Origin of the sequence: Cytobacillus oceanisediminis 2691 (assembly GCF_000294775.2) — a bacterium.
In the GTDB taxonomy this organism is placed as follows: Bacteria; Bacillota; Bacilli; order Bacillales; family Cytobacillaceae; genus Cytobacillus; species Cytobacillus pseudoceanisediminis.
Window position 1 is genome coordinate 4,864,012 of the sequence record NZ_CP015506.1, and the last position, 25,004, is coordinate 4,889,015.

A 25,004-nucleotide genomic window follows, 5' to 3' on the forward strand; every position below is an offset into this window, starting at 1 on the left:
ATGAATATTACAAAGCTAAATACCGAGCAGCGAAACCCTAAAACAATGGAAGTAGATTTAATGACAACCGAAGAAATTATTACAATCATAAACCAGGAAGATGCGATTGTTCCAAATGCCATTGCAAGAGAAATTCCTCACATTGTAAAAGTGGTGGATGAAATTACGGATAGTTTTAAAAAAGGAGGCCGCTTGATTTACGTTGGTGCAGGCACCTCAGGACGCCTTGGCATTATCGATGCTTCAGAATGTCCGCCCACTTATGGAACGGACCCGGAAATGGTTGTCGGCATTATCGCCGGCGGCAAAGAAGCCATGACCGAGGCAGTTGAAGGCGCCGAGGATGACAGTGAACAGGGACGCCAGGATGTCGCAGATATTCATTTATCGGACAGGGATGTGCTTGTCGGCATTGCAGCGAGCGGCCGTACGCCGTATACAATCGGCGCTCTTCAATATGGAAATGAAGTCGGTGCTGTTACTGTTGCTGTTGCCTGCACTAAAGACTCCGAAATGGGGAGAATTGCAAAATATACGATAGCACCTATCACAGGGCCCGAAGTTGTTACAGGCTCTACAAGAATGAAAGCAGGCACTGCACAAAAGCTCGTCCTGAACATGTTAACAACAGCTTCCATGATCAAACTCGGAAAAGTATACGGCAATCTGATGGTGGATGTGCAGATGACAAATGAGAAGCTGTTTAAACGTGCTGAAAATATCGTCAAAATGGCTACAGGTGCATCTGATGAAGAAGCCCAGACCGCTCTCAAAGAACAAAACCATAATACAAAGGCTGCGATTCTTCAAATTTTAACAGGATTAAAAGGTGAAGCAGCCGCCAGGCTTCTGAAAAAGCATAATGGTTATTTACGGGAAGCCATTGCGGAATATCATACTAAATAATCAGATATATTGTATGAATTTCCCTTAAAACTCAAATTAATAGGATAGAAAGCGTCCACCCGCCTTCTATCCTATTTTAGTTGTATAGACCAAAACACCAGAGAGAGTTAATTCTTTTAACTGGTATAGACATCTAAACACAAACCTTTTATAATAAAAGTATCATTCAAACGGAGATGAACTAAAAAATGAGCCGTCTATTACTGAAAAACGCTAGAATTATTCTGGAAAACAGCATGATTGATCAAGGGTTTATTCTAATAGAGAAAGACCGAATCTTAAAAACTGGAACTTTGGAGGAGCTTCCTGCCATCCGCCAGGATACAGAAATCATAGAACTTTCCCCTGAGCATACAATCAGTCCGGGGTTTATTGATGTTCACATTCACGGCGCTGGCGGTGCGGATACAATGGATGCAACATTTGAAGCACTTAACACGATGGCCAGCGTGCTGCCTGAAGAAGGGACCACCAGCTTCCTGGCCACGACTATCACACAGGAAAAGGAAAAAATAGAAGGCGCGCTGATCAATGCAGCCCACTTTCAAAAAGAACAAAATACTCCTGGCCAGGCGGAAGTAATCGGAATTCACCTGGAGGGCCCGTTTATTAACGAAGCAAGAGGTGGAGCCCAGCCGAAGGATCATATACTCGAGCCTGATATTGAACTTTTTAAGCGCTGGCAGGAAGCAGCAAATGGAACCATCAAGCTGATTACACTTGCACCTGAGAAAGCAAATGGCTATGAATTTATCCGCTACTTAAGTGAAAACGGTGTTGTCCCCTCAATCGGCCATAGCGATGCCATTTTTACAGAAATGGAGAAAGCTGTTCAGGCGGGAGCTAAGCAGGTGACTCACCTTTTTAACGGAATGAGAGGCATGCATCACCGTGAACCTGGAGTAGCCGGCGCTTCGCTTTTATTCAAAGAATTGATAGTTGAAATGATTGCTGATGGAATCCATGTCCGGCCTGAAATGATCAAGCTTGCACTAAACGCCAAGGGCCCGGATGGAATGATCCTGATAACCGATTCCATGAGAGCAAAATGCCTGAAAAATGGACATTATGATCTTGGCGGACAGGATGTAAAGGTCGAAAATGGCCAGGCACTGCTTGCTGACGGCACACTGGCTGGAAGTATTTTAAAAATGAAAGATTCCATTAAAAATATGATTGATTTTACTGATATTCAGCTGTCTGAAGCTGTCCAGCTTGCAAGCAGCAACCCGGCCAGACAGCTCAATATGTTTGACCGGAAAGGCAGCATTTCGGAAGGAAAGGATGCCGACCTGGTTGTACTCGATGAGAACCTTGAGGTTGCCATGACTTTCTGCAGAGGCGTCAAAGCCTTTGAACGCGAGGTGAAAAGACCTTGAAAATCATTCGAACAGCCGATTATAACGATATGAGCCAAAAAGCTGCCCAGCTGATGATTGAAAAAATCCGGCAGCAGCCGGATCTGACATTAGGGCTTGCAACCGGCAGCACACCAAAAGGAGTTTATGCTGAACTGATTAAAGATCATCAAAAAAATGGCACTTCTTATGAAAAAATCACGACGATTAATTTGGATGAATATATCGGCCTGCCTCCTTTCGACCCTAATAGCTACAGGCATTTCATGAATAGTGAACTATTTGATCATCTGGACATCCGGCTGGAAAACACTCACCTTCCAAAAGGAGCAGCAGAAGATATGCCACAGGAATGCGAACGGTATGAGCAGCTGATCAAGGATCTGGCAGATATCGATCTGCAGCTGCTGGGAATTGGACGCAATGGACATATCGGCTTCAATGAACCCGGCACGTCTTTTCAAAGCCGTACGCATGTCGTGGACCTGGCTGAAAGTACACGTAAGGCGAACGCAAGGTTTTTCAATTCTATTGAAGACGTTCCAGCCCAAGCGATTACTATGGGAATCGCTTCGATTCTTGATAGCCGGGAAATCATCCTGCTCGCTTCAGGTTCAGCCAAGGCAGAAGCTATCAGGCAACTGGTTTATGGAGAACCTGATGAACAGTTCCCCGCATCAGCTTTGAAGCTTCATGAGAATGTGACAATCATAGCCGATGAAGAAGCACTTAGTCTTGTCAGTAAGGATTGATGAGCACTACTAATAGTGATAGGAGAATTCCCATGATCGATAAGCAATCACCCATCCCGATATATCACCAATTGGAAGAGTATATTAAACAATTAATAGAAAGCGGCATATTAAAGCCTGATGAAGCAATCCCTTCTGAGCGCGAGTATTCTGAGCAATACCAGATTAGCCGCATGACAGTCAGACAGGCATTAAACAACCTTGTCAATGATGGCTATCTATACAGGCAAAAAGGGCGCGGAACTTTCGTCAACAAGCAGAAGGTCGAACAAAAGCTTCAGGGATTGACCAGCTTTACTGAAGATATGAAAGAGCGCGGCATGGTGCCGAGCAGCCGTCTGATTTCATTTGAAATCATCCCGGCCGAGCCGCAGCTGGCGAGAAAGCTTGATATAAAAGAATACACACCTGTTTATGAAATTAAACGGGTGCGTATGGCAGATAATCTGCCAATGGCGCTGGAAACTACCTGCCTGCCTGCTAATCTCGTTAAAGGGCTTACAGAAGAAATCATCAACAAGTCCCTTTACCAGCATATTGAAGAAAAATTGTCCCTGACCATCAGTGAAGCAACCCAGCAAATTGAAGCTTCCATCGCTAAGGAAACGGAAGTAAACCACTTGCAGGTCGAATCCGGATCGCCTGTACTGCTTATTGTCCGAACTTCCTTTTTAGAGGATGGCACGCCTTTTGAGCTTGTCAAATCAGCATACCGCGCAGACCGCTATAAATTTGTTCATACGATGCAGCGCGCCGCAAAATAGGAGAAAGCCCATCAGGGTTTTCTCCTATTTTCATTTTACCATGTCCTTTTGGAAGGTTTGTCCATATTATATACATGAGAATATTTTTTATTGAAAGGAGCGATTAGATGAAAATCATACTGGATGCCGGGCATGGATACAGCACCTCCGGCAAACGGAGCCCTAACGGAATGAGAGAATATGAATTCAATCGGGCTGTTGCCGAACTAGCAAAGGAGTTGCTGGAAAGCTATCAAACCACAGTGGTTTCCTTTGCACACTCGGATGTACGGGACGTGCCGCTTGCCGAAAGGACCGAGCTGGCAAATAAACAAAACGCGGACTGCTATGTGTCCATCCATGCCAATGCTTACGGAACAGGCGGATGGAACAGTGCAGGCGGAATTGAGACATATGTCTACCCTTCAAAACCTCGGGAAGCGCTGGCATTAGCCCAAAAGATACAGCGAAACTTAATCAGTTCTACAGGCTTGCGGGACCGGGGAGTCAAAACAGCTGATTTCCAGGTTCTTCGTGAGACAAAAATGACTGCTGTACTTGTGGAATGCGGGTTTATGACCAATAAAGAAGAAGCTTCCCTTCTCCGGACCCCTCTCTATCGAAAACGCTGTGCACAAGCCATAGTAAAAGCAATCGCCGAACAATACGGCTTGAGAAAGAATGATAAAATCAAACAATATAAAGTTCAAGTTGCATTTTCAGAAAAGCAGCTTGCCGAGAAACTTGCCGGGAGTCTGAAGAGGGACGGCTTTAATGCCACCATCATTGAATAGAAAAAAGCCAGCATCACGGATGCTGGCTTTTTAACGCATTTACTTTTCCCTTGCCGGTTCGAGGATCGCTTTTTGAATGATCAGATTAACAATTGACATAATCACAGACACAAGAATCGCTGTGCCAAACCCGTCAATTTCAAAAGAATCCCCCATAAAGCCATCTGTAATCATTAATGTAACAGCATTGATGACGAACAAAAACAGACCGAGCGTTAAAACAGTGACTGGCAGAGTTAATATAATCAGGATTGGTTTCACGAGAATGTTCAGGATGGAAAGCATGAAGCTGGCACCGATGGCAGCCCCAAATCCCGATAAGTAAAACGAATCCTTAAAAAAACCGGCGATCGCTACAAATAGGACCGCATTAATCAAAATTCCCAGAATCCATCTCATTTTCTACAGCACCTCTTCATTAGGAAGCAAGAACACAAGCAGAGCATAAATGAGTGTCATTGGAAAAACGCCTGTTGTAAATAATAAAACAATGAAAATCACCCTGAGTACGGTAGGATCTATACCGATCGATTTTGATAAGCCGCCCAATACCCCCGCTAATTTCCGGTTGCTGCGGGAGCGAACCAATTTATTCACAAAGAATCCCTCCTATCAAGAAAAGCGAAAGCCCCTTGCCCATCCCAGACCCCTCGAGGGGGCAGGCGCTCCTCCTAAAAAGCTGGCGCTTTTAGTCGTGCGATGATAAAGCTGTCGAGCGTTCCTTGTGGAGCTAGACAGTAATGTTCAAAATTTTATACTATCTATCAACAGCCAAATTCCTTACGCTTTACCAGGCAGTTGACCGCTTGATCGTGATCGTACCTGTTTTTGAGTCAGCCCTCAGCTTGAGTCCGCTGCCGCTTTCTTTTACAGACTTGAAGCGCAGCATTTTCTGAATCACTTCGCTCTTTTCTTCTATAACTTCAATACCCTCAATATCAGGGTGGAAACTGCCCAGATTGGTGCGAAGTTCTCCGCTGACAGCAGCGAAATCCGGAACAAACAAGTCGATGCTGCCCGTCGCTGCCTTCGCTTCGATCCATTCGCAGCGTTCATTTTCTGCCCTGCATGTTACATTTCCATTAAAAGATTGGAGTTCGGCTTTTTTGAAGTCTCCTTCAGCCAGAATTGCACCATTCAACGTTTCGGCTTCTACATGATCAATTCGGCTTTTTTGAATGGTAATCTGCCCGTTGGCGGTTTCAGCCTCAACATTTTTACTGTTTAAATCACTAACCGTAATCTTTCCATTGGCCGTTTTCGCTTTAAAGTTTTCCACTGTTAAGTTTTGACTTTCAATCGGGCCATTAAACATGCGGATTTTCACATTTTCATATTCAGATCTTGGAATATAGATGACTGCTTCAAGCTTCATCCACTTTTGCTGACTGGAAAATCTCAGCCTTTGCCCCTCAATGGCAAAAATAACATCCTTCAGGAAATTTCTGCGTGCTTCATCCTGATTATCCACACGATAGACCTTAGCTTTGCATTCAACGCGGACATCACTTTGCTCCCATGGAATCACCTTAACTGTCCCATTGGCAACATCAATGTCCAGATCTTTTAAGTATGCGTCTGCATGCTGAAATATATGAGAGATCTCAACACTTTTCCCAAAATTAAAATCAAGATCGAGATCCTTCACTTTCTTAAATGCTGAATCTACAAAATCAATGATTTTTTCCTTGGCACTTTGTTGCTTTGAGCTGTATGGCTCACCCTTTTTAGCTTCTTCAAACTTAACCTCAGCAGATAGCTCCTTAATTAAATCCTCCTGCTTCTGTTCCATCGTCTGGTTTGTTTTTTCAAGCTGCTCCAGCAGAGTTAAAGCTTCGTCAACCGTAAGCTTTCCATCCTCGACCATTTTCAAAATACGTTTGCGTTCCTCTTTCATTCTTTGGCCCTCCTCTATTATTTCTATTCTTGTATCAGGACTTTTACCCCTTTAATGATATTCCAGATAAGTACAATTAATAGCAGAATGATCGTGATGCCCACAGCTGCAAGAAATAGGACCGGGATTTCCTGATCATTTACTGTGAACTGGGTCACCCCAGCAAAAACAATAAACGGAACAGGAACCAGCGGAATCAAATGTGATAAGAATGCACTCTTGGCATGCCGCTTCACTTCCGTGTCTTCTGATGCAAAAAATACAATGAGCGGAAAAATAAATCCTGCGAACATAATGCTAAAATAGCTTAAGGCAGACAGAACCTTTCTTGTTTCCATTGTTTTCAGCTCCTTTATCGCAGTCTAACGGGCAGTAAGACCCCCACTTCAAGACTCAGAGAAACCAATGGAGGATAAGTGGGGGCAAACTGCCCGTAAAGGCCCGATTGGTTCAACTAACAATCAATGGGGATAAAAAAAACCCACTGATTGAAGTTTCACCTTATCTGTCATACGGAAATGGAGCGCTAAAAGTTTCAGCCTCTTCTTCATTATAGAAAATCAAAGGAGCATTTTCCTCCATATTTCTAAAAATACATCTGCAGGCTGAGGGGTTCCATAGCCTCAAGTCGCATAGCTTTTTCTATATTAAAAACCGCCTTTCTTGAAAAGACGGTTTTATGATTATGTCCTATTTATAGGCAGCTGCCAGGTCAGTGCGAGGCGCTTCCTTCTTTTTCACTTCGTCGATTTTATTGACAAACATTTGGAAAACTTTTCGTTTTTCATCCAAATCACGTATGTATTCTTTCAATTCGTTATACTTCTCTTCAAAAGGCTTATGATACATTTCGCGGATATTATCAATAATCTCTTCGTTCACAGTAGACTGGATAACCTGCTTTGTAATTCCATATTTGTAGGAATATACTTTAAGCTCTTTTTTAACATCCTCATATTCATTATTAATCTGATCCAAAACCTCAGAAATATCTTCTTTCCATTCTTCCAGAGACTTCTCTAAATAATCCTCCATAATGACCTCCCCTTCTGTTTCCAGGCAATAGCTTCCCTTATATAGGAGTATAACGCTGCTTGGTTACATCGATTTTGCTGGAACATTACATTGTGTTATCAAATGGTCAGAAAGGAAGGAACTTCAAATGGTTCTTTTGATTTGACCTGTTGATTTCCGCTCCAGGCAACAGGTGCTAAAATCAATTTAGTAAGCTTTAAATTTTATTAAAAAGAAAAGCCTTCCATAATCCTATCCGCAATCATCTCATATCCCTTTCCGTTCGGATGAAGGGAATCAGCGAAGTACTGTTTCTTGTTTTTTCCCTTGAATAGTTCATTGGTAGAAATGTAGGTGATATTTTTATCTTCCACTGCTTTTTTTCTTATGGAATTGTTCCAATGGTCAATATATTTTTCAATCTGGTCACCGTCCGGATAGGGATTGTATAGTCCGAGAAGGATAACAGGTGCATCACTGTTGGCGGTTTCCAGTGTTTCAAGGATTCCATTCAGTTTATCCTCATAAATGTCTTTAGCTTCAACCAGTTTTTCGTGATGGAGCGGATAAAGATCCCCTCCGTTGCTTTTCAGCAAATCGTTTGTTCCAATATATACGATAAACATATCTGCATTTTTAATATCCTGTGCCACTTCCGGTTTGAGCATTTGCTGAAGGACATCCGAAGATTTAAAGCCATACACTCCATGATTTGTTATTGTATAATTCTTCTCCGGAAATGTCCGATCCAGTTTGGTCTGCAGCCTGCCAATGTACCCCTCCTCAGTTTCATCTCCATATCCGTAGGTGAGCGAATCGCCAAAAGCTACAATCGATTGATTGCTTTCAGCCTTTTTTTCCTCTCCAAGAAATGTGATGGATAGATAGATGCCGAACCCAAGCAAAATAAGGCCTGCCAAAAGATAGATTTTATTTTTCATAGTGAATGTTCCTTTCTTGGTTGAGATTATTGAGGGTTGCTGCAGACGCATGTTCTATACCCCTCATCCAGGAGAATTAATCTCTTTTACATAAAAAAGAAACAGTACCAAAACGGTACTGCTTCCTCCTAATTAAGCGTTTGTCACGCCCTCTTTCTCTTCAATTTGCTGTTTCATTCTCAGGCGGTCTCTTTCCAGGATTGGTTTGAGGTATTTGCCTGTGTAGGATTCCGGGACTTCGGCAATTTTTTCCGGTGTACCGGCTGCTAAGATGGTACCTCCCTTATCTCCGCCCTCAGGTCCAAGGTCCACTATATAGTCGGCTGCCTTGATGACATCAAGATTATGCTCAATAACCAGTACCGTGTCTCCATTTTCAACAAGACGCTGAAGGACCACGAGCAGTCTTGAGATATCATCAACATGAAGACCTGTTGTCGGTTCATCAAGAATGTACAGGGAGCGGCCCGTTGAACGGCGGTGCAATTCGGAAGCAAGTTTGACACGCTGCGCTTCACCGCCGGACAATGTTGTCGCAGGCTGTCCCAAAGTGATGTAGCCCAGGCCAACATCATAAATCGTCTGCAGCTTGCGGCGGATTTTAGGAATATTTTCGAAAAACTCCAGTGCATCTTCCACTGTCATATCGAGAATCTCCGAAATATTCTTCCCATTATACTTCACTTCAAGTGTTTCCCTGTTATAGCGTTTGCCATGACATACTTCACATGGCACATACACATCAGGCAGGAAGTGCATTTCAATCTTGATGATCCCGTCTCCGCGGCATGCTTCACATCGTCCGCCTTTTACATTGAAGCTGAAGCGCCCCTTTTTGTAGCCGCGAACTTTTGCTTCATTGGTTGAAGCAAATACATCACGAATATCATCAAACACTCCGGTGTATGTTGCCGGATTGGAACGAGGTGTCCGTCCGATTGGAGATTGGTCGATATCAATGACTTTGTCGAGGTGATCCACACCTTTAATTTCTTTATGCTCACCCGGCTTTGATTTGGCTCTATGAAGCTTTTGGGCAAGCCCTTTATGAAGGATTTCATTAATCAATGTACTCTTGCCCGATCCTGATACACCAGTAACGGAAATAAAAGTGCCGAGCGGGAACTTAACGCTTACATTTTTAAGATTGTTTTCCTTAGCCCCTTTAATTTCGATAAAGCGTCCGTCATTCTTTCGGCGCTCAATTGGAAGCGGAATGAATTTCTTGCCTGACAAATATTGCCCTGTCAGGGAGTTTGGATCATCCATTACCTCCTGAGGGGTACCAGCTGAAACGATTTGTCCTCCATGAACCCCTGCTCCCGGACCTACATCAATTAAATAGTCGGCTGCCACCATTGTATCTTCATCGTGTTCTACCACGATCAGGGTGTTGCCGATATCCCGCATATTTTTAAGTGTATCAATCAAGCGGTCATTATCACGCTGATGGAGACCAATGGAAGGCTCATCCAGAATGTAGAGTACGCCTGTCAGGCGCGAACCGATTTGTGTGGCCAGGCGGATACGCTGAGCTTCACCGCCGGACAAAGTTCCCGCTGCCCGGCTTAATGTCAGGTAATCCAGCCCGACATTAATGAGGAAGCCTAGCCTCTCCTTAATCTCACGGAAAATGAGTTTGGCAATCTTCATTTCTTTTTCAGACAGTGTCAGATTCTCAAAGAAGCTGAATGCTTCCTCAATCGAATATTCTGTCACATGGCCGATATGCTTTCCTGATACAAGCACCGCAAGCGTTTCCGGCTTCAGACGGTAGCCTTTACAGGAAGGACATGGATGCTGGGCCATGTATTTTTCCATTTGCTCCCGGATATAATCAGAGCTTGTTTCTTTATAGCGGCGCTCCACATTGCGGATGACACCTTCAAAATGGATATAATTCTCCCGCACCTGGCCAAAATCGTTTTCATATCGGAAATAAATGCTGTCCTTGGCGGATCCGTATAAAACTTTTTCAAGCAAGTGTTCAGGAATATCCTTAACCGGAACGTCCATATCAATTCCATAATGATTGCATACCGCCTCCAGCAGCTGAGGATAATATTGAGAGCTGGTCGGTTCCCATGGGGCAATAGCATTTTGCTTTAATGAAAGATCCTTATTGGGTATGACCAGATCAATATCTACCTCCAGCTTTGAGCCCAATCCGTCACATTCCGTACAGGCACCAAACGGACTATTAAAAGAGAACATTCTTGGCTCAAGTTCGCCGATTGAAAACCCGCATTGAGGACATGCGTGGTTCTCGCTGAACAGCAGTTCTTCTTCCCCGATTACATCCACAAGCACCTTGCCATTGCCCAGATTCAACGCGGTTTCCAATGAATCTGCAAGCCTTGGTGCTACGCCTTCTTTTACGACAATCCGGTCGATTACTACTTCTATAGAGTGCTTTTTATTTTTTTCCAGCTCAATCTCATCACCGAGATCCATCATTTCTCCATCGACACGGACACGGACAAACCCCTGCTTTTTGACATCTTCAAACACTTTTACATGTGTCCCTTTTCGGCCGGATACAAGCGGAGCCATAACCTGGAGTTTTGTTCTTTCGGGGTACTCCATAATCCGGTCAACCATTTGCTCTATGGTCTGTGAGGAGATTTCAATATTGTGAATCGGACAGGTTGGACGCCCCACCCTTGCAAATAATAATCGCAGATAATCATAAATTTCTGTCACCGTTCCCACTGTGGAACGAGGATTTCTGCTTGTCGTCTTTTGGTCAATTGAAATGGCAGGAGACAGACCTTCGATCGCATCCACGTCAGGCTTATCCATCTGGCCGAGGAATTGCCGGGCATAAGCAGATAATGATTCCACATAGCGGCGCTGCCCTTCTGCATAAATCGTATCAAATGCCAGTGAGGACTTTCCTGAACCTGAAAGTCCGGTCAGGACGACAAGCTTATCTCTCGGAATGGTGACATCTATATTTTTCAGATTATGGGCTCTGGCACCCTTTACAATCAGTTTATCCATCGCCATTTTTACGTCATCCTTCCGCTTTCAGCTCTAATATTAGATCACGAAGCTCGGCAGCCCTTTCGAAATTCAGGGATTTGGCCGCTTCCTTCATTTCTTTTTCCATATCGCCGATCAGCTTCTCGCGCTCTTTCTTGTTCAGCTTGCCGAGCTTTGCTGACGGCTGGTATTCTTCCTGCTCTTCTGCCGCATGTGTTGCACGGATTGAATCGCGTATATCCTTCTGTATAGTCATTGGCGTGATGCCATGCTTCTTATTGTACTCTTCCTGAATGGACCGGCGGCGCTTTGTTTCACTGATGGCTTTTTCCATGCTGTCAGTGATCCGGTCTGCGTACATTATGACATGGCCATTCGCATTACGCGCTGCACGTCCAATCGTCTGGATGAGTGAACGTTCCGAACGGAGGAAACCTTCCTTATCAGCATCAAGTATAGTAACGAGAGACACTTCCGGTATATCAAGTCCTTCCCTTAGAAGGTTGATTCCGACTAACACATCGTATTTACCTAGACGAAGCTCTCTGATAATCTCAATCCGCTCAAGCGTTTTTACCTCTGAGTGCAGATACTGCACTTTAATGCCGATTTCTTTTAAGTAGTCTGTCAAGTCCTCAGACATTTTCTTTGTTAATGTAGTGACAAGCACACGTTCATTTTTCTGAATGCGATCCTGGATTTCACCGATTAGGTCATCAATTTGCCCTTCGATTGGACGGACATCAATAGTGGGATCAAGCAAACCGGTTGGGCGGATAATTTGCTCAATCATTTCCGGTGTATGCTCAAGCTCATAAGGGCCAGGTGTTGCAGAAACAAAGACAGCCTGTTTCACATGCTTTTCGAACTCGGTAAACGTAAGCGGCCTGTTATCCATGGCTGAAGGCAAACGGAAACCATGGTCCACAAGCACGGATTTTCTTGCCTGGTCACCATTGAACATACCGCGGATTTGCGGCAGAGTTACGTGCGACTCATCAATCACAATTAGAAAGTCTTCCGGAAAATAATCCAGAAGGGTATACGGTGTTGAACCAGGCGGCCTTAATGTAAGGTGGCGGGAGTAGTTTTCTATGCCGGAACAAAAACCCATCTCCCTCATCATCTCAAGGTCATAGCGGGTCCGCTGCTCGAGGCGCTGGGCTTCAAGCAGCTTATCGTTTTCTCTTAATTCAGCAAGGCGCTCTTCCAGTTCTTTTTCAATGTTCTGGACGGCGATCCGCATTTTTTCTTCACGCGTTACGAAGTGGGATGCCGGGAAGATCGCAACGTGCTCACGTTCACCCATAATTTCTCCGGTGAGGGCATCTACTTCACGGATCCGGTCTATCTCATCCCCGAAAAACTCTACACGGATACAATGCTCATCCCGTGATGCCGGGAAAATCTCTACTACATCCCCGCGTACACGGAAGGTGCCGCGCTGGAAGTCGATATCATTGCGTTCATACTGAATGTCAACGAGCCTGTGAAGAAGCTGGTTCCTCTCAATCTCCATGCCGGTTCTGAGGGATAGCACCATTTCACTGTATTCTTCAGGAGAACCCAAACCATATATACAAGACACACTGGCAATTATAATGACATCTTTGCGCTCAAATAATGAAGAAGTCGCCGAGTGGCGGAGCTTATCAATTTCATCATTGATGCTTGCATCTTTTTCAATAAAGGTATCTGTAGAAGGCACATATGCCTCCGGCTGATAGTAGTCATAATAGCTGACAAAATACTCAACAGCATTGTTTGGAAAAAAGTCCTTAAATTCACTGTATAACTGCCCTGCAAGTGTCTTATTATGCGCAATGACTAGCGTCGGCTTGTTAACCTCTTGTATAACATTTGAAACTGTGAAGGTTTTTCCCGTTCCTGTTGCACCCAAAAGCGTCTGGTGCTTCTTGCCGGAATTAATTCCCTCCACAATTTTTTTGATTGCCCCAGGCTGATCGCCCTGAGGGGAATATTTTGAGACTAATTCAAATTGATCCTTCACCTATAAGCCTCCCGTTCAAATTACTTTTATCTATATATTAATCACAAACCAGCATTGAAAGAATTTAAGATCCGGGATGCATGGCTGATTTGTCAGTTTTTTACTCAAAACTCATATCATCATTCTACCACAAAGAGCCTAAAACAAACCAACAATATGCGAACGGATATTCGTTTTTTTTATTTTTGCCGGGTAAATATTGCTTGGGAAATATGCCGAATTCTTGAGGGTGGTGTCGAAGCAAGGTTAATCAAACGTTTGATTAACCTCCTGAAATTAAATCAATTGTTTGATTGATATTGATTAATAGCTGATTTTATGCGAGCAAAAATAAAGCTGAAATTTCATTTTACAAAAAACCTGTCGATACGTTTGATCGACAGGTTCCGCAAAAATTATTCCGCACTTGGCTTTGTTTTGGGCTTCAGTTTTTGAGCGTACCAAAACCCGACAGTCAATGAAAGTGCGTCTATAACAATCAAGGCAAATGAATTTGTATACCCTTTATAGACAGAAGCAGCAATCAGTCCCACCGTCAATACAAGCCCAATCACACGATTATAGCTTACTCTCGTAAAGAGCAAAACCAGCAGGCCGGGCAGCAGCAGAGCTGACAAGTATTTTAATGCCAACCAAAACACCTTCTTTTGTTTATTCACAATGATTCAGGGTTTCTAACATTAGAATATCTTTTCATAAGAAGATGTACAAGTTTTTTCAGTGTTATTCCCTATGTTCTATCACATAATAAGAAAAAGTACTTATTATGGAGGAATGCATCATGGCAAGAAGAAAAAGACGCCCGCTTGTGCCGGAATCAAGAGCGGCATTAGACCAGCTTAAAAATCAGGTAATGGCAAACCAGGGATACCATGTTGACAATGAAAATCCCGATGTCGTGAAATATGAAATTGCCGAGGAGGCCGGTGTGCCATTGAAGCCGGGATATAACGGCCGTCTTACATCCAAACAGGCAGGAACAGTGGGCGGGAAGATTGGCGGAAGTATGGTGAAGGAGCTTATTCGGATGGCACAGGAACAGATGAAGGAACAGTAGGTAATCGTGAACTTCGGGAAAAGAATGAGAAAATTGGGGAAACGCAGACTAAATTTACGGAAAATATTATTCAGCAAATTAGGGAAAGAAACCTCCAATTTGAGGAAAAGACTCACTGAATAAGGAAAAGCTATCCCGCAAAGAGGATAGCTTTTGTTCTTATTCAGCGGCTTTCCGCTCTAGAAATTCCTGTTTAATGGATTTAAGCAGCTCCTGGTCTGTTACCAGCTGGAAGGCAGTGAGTGCGAGCCCTTTTGCCCCGGTTATCAGTGCTTCGTCTCCTTTTACAGATGCTGCAGCCTCACGAAACGGAACTGTATGGGCAACAAGATCATCTGCACCAATTTTAATATAAGGATGAATGGTTGGCACCACTTGGCTGATGTTGCCTGCATCCGTCGAGCCGATTCCATCTCTGTCCCCTTCAACGACCGTTTCTCCCAAGTCTTCAATCACTTCTTTAAACACTTGGTCATATGTCTTGTTTAACAGCAGGTTATCAACTTCATTTTGAAAAGCAATAACATTGAGCTTTGCTCCGGTTGCCAATGCGGCGCCTTCAGCGACAGCTTTAACCTTCCGTGTTACCTCATTAAGACTGGTTCTGGTTGTAGCACGGATGAAGAATCTGGCTTTTGCATACTCAGGGATAATATTTGGAGCATCCCCGCCATGAGTAATAATGCCATGGATTCGTACATCATCCTTTAATTGCTGACGAAGGGCATTAATTCCGTTAAATAGCTGAATAACTGCATCAAGGGCATTGATTCCTTCCTCCGGTGAAGCTGCCGCATGGGCAGGCTTACCGATAAACTCGAAGTCAAGCGGATCAACTGCCAGTGATGAACTGGTCAGGCGGGTATGGTTTGATGGATGAACCATTAGGGCAGCGTCAATGCCTTCAAGTAAGCCATGCTTCACAAAGCTGCCTTTTGCACTTCCATTTGGCCCGCCTTCTTCTGCCGGGGTTCCAAATACTACTGCCTCTCCTCCGGTCTCATCAATAACCTTGCTCAATGCAATGGCTGCTGCCACACTTGTTGTGCCAATGATATTGTGGCCGCATCCATGACCCAGCCCGGGAAGGGCATCATATTCTGCAAGGAATGCAATAGACGGCCCTGGTTTATCGGATTTTTTCCGGGCAAGGAAAGCTGTTTCATGCCCGGCCACTGCCCGCTCAACTTCAAAACCTTCCTTCTCAAGGATGCCTGAAAGCAAGCCAGAGGCAAAAAACTCCTCATTTCCTATTTCCGGGGTCGCATGGATCTGGTGGCTTGCGGAAAGATAAAGTTCTTTATTTCCCTCAACATTTTTCTTGATTGCTTCTTTCAGTTCAGATAGTGCTTTTACAGGTGCCGCCATCATTGTTCCTCCTTTATAAATAATTTTTTACCAGCCAATATCACTTAAAGGAATAAAAGTCGGGATCATGCTTCCGTCATATTCCTTCGTAATGAAATCAGCTACATCATCTTCCTGGTAAAGTTCAGCAATTCTCTTAAGCGTTTTGTTATCCTTGTCTTCTGTTCGGACAGCAATGATATTTACGTATGGAGTAGCGGTTTCACTTTCAATAAAAATTGAATCCTTAGTTGGGTTAAAGCCTGCATCTACGGCAATTCCGTTATTGATTACAGAAGCAGAGACATCCGGAAGTGCACGCGGTGTCTGCGCTGATACCATTTCTACAAATTCAAGGTTCTTCGGATTTTCAACGATTTTATTCAAGTCCAGGTTTCCGTCATAGTCCTCGGATAATTTAATCAGGCCGGCTTCCTCCAGTAAAAGAAGGGCTCTTCCGCCATTTGAAGCATCATTTGGAATGGCAATTTTGCCGCCTTCCGGAATGTCTTCTGCCGATTTTACTTTTTCAGAATAAAGCCCCATTGGTGCTAAAACAGTTGTCGCTATTGGGGTAAGATCCATATTATGCTCTTTAATAAAAGTGTCAAAATAAGCGACTGTTTGGAATGCATTCACATCAAGATCTCCTTCTGCAAGGGCAACATTGGGCTGCACATAGTCAGAGAATGTCACAACTTCAATTTCAATGCCTTCCTTTTCAGCCTTTTCTGCAATAAAGTCCCAGATGCGTGTATCAGAACCGCTTACACCTAATTTAATCTTCTTTGTTTCTTCTCCTCCAGTTGTGCTTGAGCATGCTGCAGTGAACACACCCAATGCTAAAATAATGAATGTTAAGAATAGTTTTTTCATGATGTATTTCCTCCTTATTTATCTTCTTCTGATTTTTTTGGATAAGATATTTCCGAATGACTGCAGGCCTTGAACCATGACAACTAAGATCGCAACGGTAATCAGCATGACTGTTGTATCGAATCGCTGGTAGCCGTAGGTAATGGCGAGGTCACCAAGCCCGCCGCCTCCGACTGCCCCGGCCATGGCTGATGCTCCGACCAATCCGATTGTTGCAATTGTAAAGCCTAATACCAGCGAACTAAGTGCTTCCGGAATCAGGAATTTTAGTATTATCTGGCCTGGTGTTGCTCCCATTGCTTCTGCAGCTTCTATAACACCCGGATCTACCTCAAGCAATGAGTTTTCTATTAATCTTGCAATATATGGCCCGGCATAAAAGACTAGCGGCACTACGGCTGCAGCCGTACCTATCGATGTTCCGACAATCAGCCTGGTAATGGGGATAATGGCTACCATTAAAATAATGAAGGGAACTGATCTGAAAATATTAATAATGCTGTTTATGATATTAAAAACAACGAGGTTTTCCAGCAGATGCCCTTTCCTTGTTACGACAAGCAATATACCAAGCGGCAGTCCGATAACAGCTGAAAACAGCAATGAGAATGCCACCATTTGAATCGTTTCGATTAAGGCTTCGATGATTTTTTCCTGATTAACTAGCACGTGTTGTCACTTCCTTTATTGAAATTTTTTCCTGGCTGATGTACTGAATAGCACGTCTGATTTCACTGTCCGGACCCTGGAATTCGACAATCAGGTTGCCAAACGGTGTTCCCTGAAGTTCAGTAATATTTCCAAACAGGACGTTGAAGTCGATATTAAACTTTTTGGCAACCTGCGAGAGGAGCGGCTGCCCGGCAGAATTTCCAACAAAGTTGATTCTAAATACCTTTTGAAGCCCTTGCTGTTTTTCAATCACTTCTTTAATGGAGTCAGGTATTTGATCATTCATGACAGTGCTGACAAAGTTTTTCGCTGTTTGCGTCTTTGGTGATGAAAAGACATTGAAGACGGTTCCTTCTTCGATAATTTTTCCTGCCTCTATTACAGCGACACGATCACAGATCTCTCTGATTACAGACATTTCATGGGTAATGATCAGTATAGTAATGTTGTATTCTTTATTTATTTTTTTCAGCAGCTGCAGGATAGAGCTGGTTGTCTGCGGATCCAGCGCTGAAGTTGCTTCATCACATAATAGAATGGAAGGCTGGGTCGCCAGCGCCCTGGCAATTCCGATCCGCTGCTTTTGCCCGCCTGACAGCTGATCGGGATAGCTGTTTGCCTTGTCTGCAAGCCCCACGAATTCTAATAGTTCATGGACACGCTTTTTGATGTCATCTTTAGGGATCTTAGCCAGTGTGAGCGGCATCGCCACATTGGCAAACACTGTTTTCGAATTTAAAAGGTTAAAATGCTGAAAGACCATCCCGATGTTTCTTTTCACTTCGCGAATTTCTCTTACAGATAAAGCCGTCAGATCATGTCCACTGACAATGACCTTTCCTGAAGTCGGCTTCTCCAGCCAATTGACACAGCGGATCAAAGAGCTCTTTCCCGCACCGCTGAAGCCGATCACACCGAAAATCTCACCTTTGTTAATCTTTAAGTCTATTCCATTTAAAGCAGCTACCTGCTGTCCTCCGCTTTCATAGATTTTCTTTAAATTCTGAAACTCTATCATTCAGCATCTCTCCTTTTCTAAATGTTATATATAATTAATCCTATGTGAAAACTAAGAATTATATCCTGAAATTTACCCCTTCTAACAGAAGAGGTTTTTTGAAGTCCCCTCCTTATCTTTCAGGCTATCGCCTGCTGGGTTTGGCACAGTGCAGTCTGCCTGCTGCCGAAGCTTCATTGGGCCAGGTCCCTCTGCTTCTCTCGATAAGAATTATTCATATGTTTATGAATAGAATCTTGATGCATTTTTTTCGGATAAAAACAAAAACCCTCTTCTAAAGAAAGAAGAGGGCGGCATTTATCAATGGTCCTCTTCTTATCTTTCAAGCTACGCTTGCTGGATTTGGCACGGTACACTTTTGTCCGCTGCCGAGGTGTCATAGGGCCAGTCCCTCAACCTCTCTGGATAAGAAGATTTTTATTATTCGGTTGTTTAATATGCTTATTACTTTACCACCATAAAGAAAAGGATGTCAATCATTATTTTTCAAATATTTTCACTTGGGCCATTTTCAAAAATTTCCGTTACTTTAACAGGGCTGTCTTTACGGTGAATAATCATCACACCTGCCAGAGCGATTATACCACCCGCAATGGATAACATAGTCGGCACCTCTCCCAGCCAAACCCAAGCAATGACAAATGCTATTGCTGGTGTCAGATAAAGAGAGCTTGTCGCTTCAGAAGTCCCTCCTATGGACGCAAGAAAAGCTAGGGCAATATATGGAATTACCGTTGGAAAAATCCCCAAATAGATGACACTTAAAGTGGATTCGGCCGATGCATGAAAGATCTCATTACCAAGCCCAGGAAGATAAATCAGCATAAAACCAGTCCCTGCCCATACCGTATAGGATGTAAATGACAAAAATCCGTATTTATTAAAATATTTAGTCTGAAACACGAAATAGATGCTTTCTGAAATGGAAGCAAGCAGGACAAATAAAATACCGGTTTGGATTTCAAACCCTCCTCCTGCACCAAGCGAAATAAGTGCGGCACCAGCAAAACTGACTGCGGAACCAGTCCACCTGACCCTTCCAAACCTTTCCCTTAAAAATAAAGCAGCCAACGCAGCCGAAAAGATCGGAGTCATTGATACAATCAAGCTTGCCGGCCCGGCGCTTACTGTTTTTTCCCCAATGTTGAGAGCTGTATGATAAACCGTAAAACCAAGGAATCCAAGTATAAAAATAGCAGGAAGATCTTTTATATCCGGAAGACGCATCCTTGTCAGCAGTGCTAAGACACCAAGTGCAGCCGAACCAACTAAAAGTCTAAAAAGGGCAAGGTGCTCAGGGGAGTACGATTCAAGCCCAGCCCGAATTCCCGGGAATGCGGATGCCCAAAGAATGATGATAGAACTATGCGCCCCGATAATCATAAATTTCTTATTTGCCAACTTCATCCCCCTTATCAACATTTCCAGCCATTATCTGTGCTGCTTTTCAGGATAATCAATAACTGATACAATGTCCTCAACCAATTAGGAAAGAATTTTGCCAGCCAATTTTCATAAAGGCGGTTATATGGATGGATACAGCACAATTGCCAAAATATCAGCAAGTTATTGAGACTATTAAAGGAAAGATTTCCAAAGGGGAATGGCCAATCGGAAGTAAAATTCCAAGCCAGCGGAAACTGGCTGAGGAGTTTGGAGTAAACCGAAGCACAATTATCACTGCTCTGGAAGAACTTGCTGCAGATGGACTAATAGAAGGGAAAACGGGGGTTGGCACAAAGGTTATTAATAATACTTGGACCTTGCTCGCTTCAAGGCAGTCTGCCAACTGGAGTGAATATATCGATACAGGGATACACAGAGCCAGCGAAAAAATCGTTCAAGAAATTAATGATTTAGAAATGGATCCCGCTTTTATACAGCTCAGCAAAGGAGAGCTTTCCCCTGAGATTTCCCCTGTGCAAACGATGCAGAAAGTTCTAAAGGAAGCTGCTGATGAATTGAGTGAACTCGGTTATGAGGAACCAAAGGGGTATTTGCCATTAAGACAGGCAGTTAGTGAATATTTGGCAGCATCTGGAATAGACGCTTCTCCTTCCTCGATACTTATTGTTTCTGGAGGGCTGCAAGCCCTGCAGCTTGTTTCATTGGGCCTTGTGCAAAGAGGGGCACCCGTATTTCTGGAAAAGCCCTCTTACTTATATTCTTTACAGCTTTTCCGGTCATCAGGCATGAATTTAAAAGGATTGCCGATGGATAAAGAGGGAGTTATCACGAAAAGCATCTCTTTGAAGAAATATGAAAAAGGAAAATCCATTTTATATACGATTCCTTCCTACCATAACCCGACTGGAATTTTAATGACAGAAAAAAGACGGAGGGAACTGCTTGATGTTTGCAGAATAGAACAGCTGCCAATTGTGGAAGACGATATTTATCGTGAGCTATGGCTTGATGAAATGCCCCCTCCACCATTAAAAGCAATGGACAAAAACGGCCAGGTCCTTTATATGGGAAGCTTGTCAAAAACATTGAGTCCCGGACTTCGAATAGGCTGGGTAGCAGCACCTGAACCTGTTATCGACCGGCTTGCAGATCTTAAAATGCAGACTGACTATGGTTCAAGTTCACTTTCACAAAGGGTAGCTGAAAAATGGCTGTCCACCGGCCTCTATCAAAAGCATATGGAAAGGGTACGTGAGCAGCTGAGAATTCGTCGTAATACTGCCCTGAATACATTAGATGCTCACTTGTCCGGGATAGCAGAATGGAATTCTCCGGAAGGAGGTTTTTTTATATGGCTGAAAGTACCGTCCAGTATTCCAATTCGAAGCCTCTATCGGCAGGCTATTTTAAGAAAACTGCTGATTAATCCCGGCAGCATATACAGTGACGGGCCGAATCATTTTATACGAATTTCCTATGCTTATGCCTCGCTGGGGGAACTGCAGGAAGGCATATTCATCCTTGGAGAGGAAATTAGAAAGCTCCTATGAGTTTGATACCTGACAAGGGATCCTTTTCACAGTTTGCATAGAGTGAAATTTATCCTATATGTCAATCCAAACATGTATTGTATAATGATGGAAAAGTGCCATTTTTCAAAAAGGAGGGACAGGAAATGATCATGACCGAGAATCCTGCAGATTTATTCGCGGATAAAGTCGAAGCGAGGAATCTGCAGCTGGCCATTCAGCATTCCAGCGATGTGATTGCAAGAGTAACCAAAGAAGGCATTGCTTTATATGTCTCCCCTTCCTGCTTGCCGATGCTGGGGTACTCACAGCAGGACTTTTATCGAAGCAGCCTTTATACATACTGCCATCCAAATGACCGGGACCTCTTAAGAGATGCTTTGGCCGAGCTTGAACAGCTTCCGCATAAACGGGAGACCTTTCGCTTCAGGCATAAGGAGGGGCATTATCTGTGGCTTGAAGCCAATTTTTCAGTCATTAATGACGATAAAGAAATGATGTGCATCATCCGGGATATGACACAGAGAATTATCATGGAAGAGGAGATTCTTGAAACACAGGAGAAGTACCGCTTTCTGGTGGAGTTCTCCAAGGATACGATAGGAATGGTCACACAAAAGGGGATTTGGACCTACATCAATAATGAAGGAAAAAAGCTTTTTGGATTCACGAGCATCAAAGAGATGATCGGCACCTCCCTCCACGACTACATTCCTCCTTCAGAACATTCCACTCTCGATGATTTTCTGCAAACAAAGCTAAGTGTGAATTTTGAGCTTAATCTGATCCGGACTGACGGACAAACGAGAAAAGCCGAAGTCCAGCTGATTCCAACCACTTTCAAGAACAGAAAGGTCTACCAAATCATTATTAAAGACGTGACCGGACAAAAGAAGACAGAGGAAAAGCTGCAGAATGCCGAAAAACTTTCCGTTGTCGGTCAGCTTGCCGCAGGCATTGCCCATGAAATCCGCAACCCGCTTACAGCCATAAAAGGCTTTACACAGTTATTATATGAAGAACATAAAGGAGATTTCGCGGAGGTCATCCTAAGTGAGCTGGAACGGATTGAAGGCATCGTCAATGACCTGCTCGTTCTCGCCAAACCTCAAATAACCGAAATGGAAGAAACCTGCCTGACAAACGTTGTAAAAAGTGTAATCACTCTCTTAAACAGCCAGGCTGTTATGGAGAATATCGTGATCGAACTAACACAGTCACCAGGCGAGTTTTATGTGAAATGTGAAAAAGATAAAATTAAACAGGTGCTGATTAACATCATTAAGAACTCGATTGAAGCCATGCCGGCGGGCGGAAAAATAAACGTGGATATCCGCCAGGAGGACCATTCTGTCATCATCAGTGTCGAGGATGAGGGAATTGGCATACCCGAAGAACGCCTCGCCAAACTGGGAGAGCCGTTTTACAGCACAAAAGAAAAAGGCACAGGCCTTGGCATCATGATCTGCAAAAAAATCATTAAAAACCATGGCGGAAATCTTTACATCCACAGCAGGGAAAATGAAGGAACAACGGTGCGGATTACTTTACCGCTTGCCTAATGAAAGAAGCCAGATGCCTGAACTGGCTTCTTATTTTTGAATAATAAACTCCTGTTCCTGCGGGCTATCCCCTATATGTACCCTTTCCTTATAAAAAATCTCATCCTCTGACATCAGCATCACAGTTGAACTCCTGGTTCCGTAGCCTTCACTTCTGATAAATAAAGGAGACAACATCCGCTCCCACTCCAGTGAAACTCCTGTTTTCGGAAGCATGTCATCAGGGGCAGGGTCTGCATTCTGGAGAAGTGTGAACAAGGCTTCCGTAAAATCCCCTGCTGCATGATCTATTATCTTAGATAACCCTTCCTTCCCCTTTTTCACCTTTGGCCACTCGGTATTCAGCACATGATTGCTCACCCCGTACACTCCTGGTCCAAGCTGTTCTATTCTATCTTCCACGTTCGAGTAATAAAAGAGCTCCTCCAAATTGCCCGCAAGCAGATTGTACCCGGGATAGCTGCTGCGGTGTTCAGATGCTATTTTCATAAATCTAGAAGGCGAAGCACTGCCTTTCAAGAAATCCGCTACGAGATCTCCTCTTGATCTTTTGCCATCTGTCACTGCGTTCGGATCACGGTAGTTTGTAAGAGCTGCAAATCGTCCATTCTTTGTGACACCCATCCATGTCCCCATCTTGCTTAAATCACGTCCAGCCAGAATGGCAGGATGGTCCTCCCAAAAATGGGCCGGTGCAGTCGGGCGCCTATAAAATTCATCGCGATTGGCAGCAACGATAAGCTTGTATGCCGGATGAACCTTATATGCGAAAAGGATTAAACACATTCGGATCACTGCTTTCGTTTTATTTATTATTTTAACTTTTCGGGAGGGAAAAACAAAAAATACCCGCTTTAATTATGTGAAATGTTAGATAAGAAGGGATCATGCCTTAATCTTTTTAAAGGCTAGAAAAGCCCAACAAGCTGTAACCTATTTGATGAATTATGTTAAATAAATTCAGCAATAGAAAAAGCCCCTTTTTTTAAAAGGAGCTTTTTCTATTTAAGTAACCGCTTCTTCCCTCGCTGTCTTCCTCGCCCTTAAAAATCTAACTGTATTTAAGACGATCGTTTTGGTCACAGCATAGGTAGGTATTGCCAGAATCATGCCGAGGATACCGGCAAGATTGCCTGCAACCAGCAATAGGATGATGATGGTGGCCGGATGTGTGTTCAAGGTTTTTCCGAGAATCAGCGGCGACAGCACATTTCCTTCAATCTGCTGAGCAATCACAATGACTACGACCACCAGAAAGGCTTTAGTCGGCGAGTCAAAAAGTGCAACGATTACGGCAGGTGCACCGCCCAGAAACGGCCCAACATAAGGAATGATATTGGTTATGGCAACAATAAGCGCCATGACTAGCGCATATGGCAAGTCGATGATTAAATAGCCAATAAATGAAAGTGTCCCAACAAATAATGCTACTGTAATCTGCCCCTGAATGTAGGAAGAAAGTGTCTCTCCTGTTTCCTTAAGCGTTTTAACCCCCTCTTCCCTGTAAGAAGCAGGAAGGAACTTCGAAACGGCAGCAGGGAACTTATCTCCGTCTTTAAACATATAGAAAAGCAGGAATGGTACCGTTACTATTGTAATCGCAATATTGGTGACCAGGCTGACTATTCCAGCTACCCCCTGTGTCACACGGCTTGGCAGGGTATTGGCATATTCCATAATGCGTGCTTCAATTTCTTCAATCGATATGTAGTCCTGCTCCAAAAACCATTTGAACTCTTCGGTGCTGGACATGGAGTTAACAAAGTCTCTTGTCGTCTTCGCATACCCCGGCAGGTCGTTGAATAATTCAGTCACCTGTCTGCTGATAAGCGGAGCAATGTTGCCAATAATCAGCATTACTAAACCGATAACAGCTGCATAGATGATCAATATCGCTGCCGTTCTCGGCACCTTGTAGCGCTGCAGCAATCTTACCAGCGGGTTCAATAGGAAATAGAGAAATCCTGAAATAATAATTGGAAAAAATAATGTTGATGCAAAAATGCCCACTGGTTCAAACAAAAAAGAAATTTTAGTTGATACATAAATAATTGTTAAGATAAGCAGCAATTGCAAAGTCCAGTATTGCAGTTTTTTCTTTGCCACAATGTCACCTTTTTCTTTGAATTGGATTA

The 25,004-nt window shown here is 43.6% G+C and carries 24 protein-coding genes and 2 riboswitches; of the genes, 8 read left to right on the top strand and 16 right to left on the bottom strand.

Annotation, left to right across the window (positions count from 1 at the left end; all coding sequences use genetic code 11):
• From murQ to A361_RS24435, 5 genes are all read left to right on the top strand, one after another.
• On the top strand, nt 1-906 hold the full coding sequence (murQ, locus tag A361_RS24415) for an N-acetylmuramic acid 6-phosphate etherase (protein ID WP_019383321.1): 906 nt from the start codon (nt 1-3) through the stop codon (nt 904-906).
• Between the two features lie 188 nt (nt 907-1,094).
• Nucleotides 1,095-2,285 (top strand): N-acetylglucosamine-6-phosphate deacetylase, encoded by a 1,191-nt coding sequence (gene nagA / locus A361_RS24420; protein WP_019383322.1) that lies wholly within the window; start codon nt 1,095-1,097, stop codon nt 2,283-2,285.
• The gene (gene nagB / locus A361_RS24425; protein WP_019383323.1) at nt 2,282-3,016 is read left to right on the top strand and encodes a glucosamine-6-phosphate deaminase; all 735 of its coding nucleotides are present in this window, start codon (nt 2,282-2,284) and stop codon (nt 3,014-3,016) included. The genes nagA and nagB overlap by 4 nt, the downstream gene beginning before the upstream one ends.
• A 32-nt stretch (nt 3,017-3,048) precedes the next feature.
• A complete protein-coding gene (locus tag A361_RS24430; protein WP_019383324.1) occupies nt 3,049-3,780 on the top strand; it encodes a GntR family transcriptional regulator in 732 nt (243 codons plus the stop codon).
• A 107-nt stretch (nt 3,781-3,887) separates the two neighbouring features.
• Nucleotides 3,888-4,553 carry an N-acetylmuramoyl-L-alanine amidase gene (locus A361_RS24435; RefSeq protein WP_019383325.1) on the top strand — a complete coding sequence of 222 codons (666 nt, stop codon included), beginning with the start codon at nt 3,888-3,890 and terminating at the stop codon, nt 4,551-4,553.
• A 39-nt stretch (nt 4,554-4,592) separates the two neighbouring features.
• On the opposite strand, the gene A361_RS24440 is transcribed toward A361_RS24435, so the two are convergent.
• The 9 genes from A361_RS24440 to A361_RS24480 all read right to left on the bottom strand — a co-directional run bounded on the left by A361_RS24440 (nt 4,593) and on the right by A361_RS24480 (nt 14,033).
• On the bottom strand, nt 4,593-4,952 hold the full coding sequence (locus A361_RS24440; protein WP_009331859.1) for a phage holin family protein: 360 nt from the start codon (nt 4,950-4,952) through the stop codon (nt 4,593-4,595).
• Nucleotides 4,953-4,955: 3 nt separating this feature from the next.
• Complete coding sequence (locus A361_RS24445) at nt 4,956-5,150, bottom strand: PspC domain-containing protein (protein WP_009331860.1); 195 nt, start codon at nt 5,148-5,150, stop codon at nt 4,956-4,958.
• 190 nt (nt 5,151-5,340) lie between these two features.
• Entirely contained in the window at nt 5,341-6,450 is a 1,110-nt protein-coding gene (locus tag A361_RS24450) for a DUF4097 family beta strand repeat-containing protein (RefSeq protein WP_009331861.1), read from the bottom strand.
• Between the two features lie 23 nt (nt 6,451-6,473).
• Nucleotides 6,474-6,788, bottom strand: coding sequence for a DUF4870 domain-containing protein (locus tag A361_RS24455; protein WP_009331862.1), 315 nt, complete (start codon nt 6,786-6,788; stop codon nt 6,474-6,476).
• Between the two features lie 352 nt (nt 6,789-7,140).
• Nucleotides 7,141-7,485, bottom strand: a complete 345-nt coding sequence (locus tag A361_RS24460) for a hypothetical protein (RefSeq protein WP_009331863.1) — start codon at nt 7,483-7,485, stop codon at nt 7,141-7,143.
• Between the two features lie 206 nt (nt 7,486-7,691).
• On the bottom strand, nt 7,692-8,405 hold the full coding sequence (locus A361_RS24465; RefSeq protein WP_236887936.1) for a GDSL-type esterase/lipase family protein: 714 nt from the start codon (nt 8,403-8,405) through the stop codon (nt 7,692-7,694).
• A 132-nt stretch (nt 8,406-8,537) separates the two neighbouring features.
• A complete protein-coding gene (gene uvrA, locus A361_RS24470; protein ID WP_019383327.1) occupies nt 8,538-11,414 on the bottom strand; it encodes an excinuclease ABC subunit UvrA in 2,877 nt (958 codons plus the stop codon).
• 7 nt (nt 11,415-11,421) lie between these two features.
• Nucleotides 11,422-13,401 carry an excinuclease ABC subunit UvrB gene (uvrB, locus tag A361_RS24475; RefSeq protein WP_009331866.1) on the bottom strand — a complete coding sequence of 660 codons (1,980 nt, stop codon included), beginning with the start codon at nt 13,399-13,401 and terminating at the stop codon, nt 11,422-11,424.
• Nucleotides 13,402-13,796: 395 nt separating this feature from the next.
• Entirely contained in the window at nt 13,797-14,033 is a 237-nt protein-coding gene (locus A361_RS24480) for a DUF2198 family protein (protein WP_009331867.1), read from the bottom strand.
• Between the two features lie 149 nt (nt 14,034-14,182).
• Between A361_RS24480 and A361_RS24485 the strand changes: the two genes are divergently transcribed.
• Entirely contained in the window at nt 14,183-14,458 is a 276-nt protein-coding gene (locus A361_RS24485; protein ID WP_009331868.1) for an alpha/beta-type small acid-soluble spore protein, read from the top strand.
• Between the two features lie 159 nt (nt 14,459-14,617).
• Here A361_RS24485 and A361_RS24490 read toward each other — a convergent pair whose 3' ends face one another.
• From A361_RS24490 to A361_RS24510, 5 genes are all read right to left on the bottom strand, one after another.
• The gene (locus A361_RS24490; RefSeq protein WP_019383328.1) at nt 14,618-15,826 is read right to left on the bottom strand and encodes a M20 family metallopeptidase; all 1,209 of its coding nucleotides are present in this window, start codon (nt 15,824-15,826) and stop codon (nt 14,618-14,620) included.
• A gap of 27 nt (nt 15,827-15,853) precedes the next feature.
• Nucleotides 15,854-16,681 carry a MetQ/NlpA family ABC transporter substrate-binding protein gene (locus tag A361_RS24495; protein WP_009331870.1) on the bottom strand — a complete coding sequence of 276 codons (828 nt, stop codon included), beginning with the start codon at nt 16,679-16,681 and terminating at the stop codon, nt 15,854-15,856.
• Nucleotides 16,682-16,699: 18 nt separating this feature from the next.
• Complete coding sequence (locus A361_RS24500) at nt 16,700-17,350, bottom strand: methionine ABC transporter permease (RefSeq protein ID WP_019383329.1); 651 nt, start codon at nt 17,348-17,350, stop codon at nt 16,700-16,702.
• A complete protein-coding gene (locus A361_RS24505; protein WP_019383330.1) occupies nt 17,340-18,371 on the bottom strand; it encodes a methionine ABC transporter ATP-binding protein in 1,032 nt (343 codons plus the stop codon). The genes A361_RS24500 and A361_RS24505 overlap by 11 nt, the downstream gene beginning before the upstream one ends.
• Nucleotides 18,372-18,480: 109 nt before the next feature.
• Nucleotides 18,481-18,581: riboswitch (SAM riboswitch) on the bottom strand.
• Between the two features lie 102 nt (nt 18,582-18,683).
• Nucleotides 18,684-18,783: riboswitch (SAM riboswitch) on the bottom strand.
• Nucleotides 18,784-18,857: 74 nt separating this feature from the next.
• Nucleotides 18,858-19,772, bottom strand: coding sequence for a DMT family transporter (locus A361_RS24510; RefSeq protein ID WP_019383333.1), 915 nt, complete (start codon nt 19,770-19,772; stop codon nt 18,858-18,860).
• 131 nt (nt 19,773-19,903) lie between these two features.
• Between A361_RS24510 and A361_RS24515 the strand changes: the two genes are divergently transcribed.
• Nucleotides 19,904-21,328, top strand: a complete 1,425-nt coding sequence (locus tag A361_RS24515) for a PLP-dependent aminotransferase family protein (RefSeq protein WP_019383334.1) — start codon at nt 19,904-19,906, stop codon at nt 21,326-21,328.
• A 125-nt stretch (nt 21,329-21,453) separates the two neighbouring features.
• A complete protein-coding gene (locus A361_RS24520; protein ID WP_019383335.1) occupies nt 21,454-22,869 on the top strand; it encodes a PAS domain-containing sensor histidine kinase in 1,416 nt (471 codons plus the stop codon).
• A 30-nt stretch (nt 22,870-22,899) separates the two neighbouring features.
• Here A361_RS24520 and A361_RS24525 read toward each other — a convergent pair whose 3' ends face one another.
• Together A361_RS24525 and A361_RS24530 are read right to left on the bottom strand one after the other, a co-directional pair.
• Entirely contained in the window at nt 22,900-23,655 is a 756-nt protein-coding gene (locus A361_RS24525; protein ID WP_019383336.1) for an NRDE family protein, read from the bottom strand.
• A gap of 219 nt (nt 23,656-23,874) precedes the next feature.
• The gene (locus tag A361_RS24530; RefSeq protein WP_009331877.1) at nt 23,875-24,975 is read right to left on the bottom strand and encodes an AI-2E family transporter; all 1,101 of its coding nucleotides are present in this window, start codon (nt 24,973-24,975) and stop codon (nt 23,875-23,877) included.
• Nucleotides 24,976-25,004 lie beyond the last annotated feature (29 nt).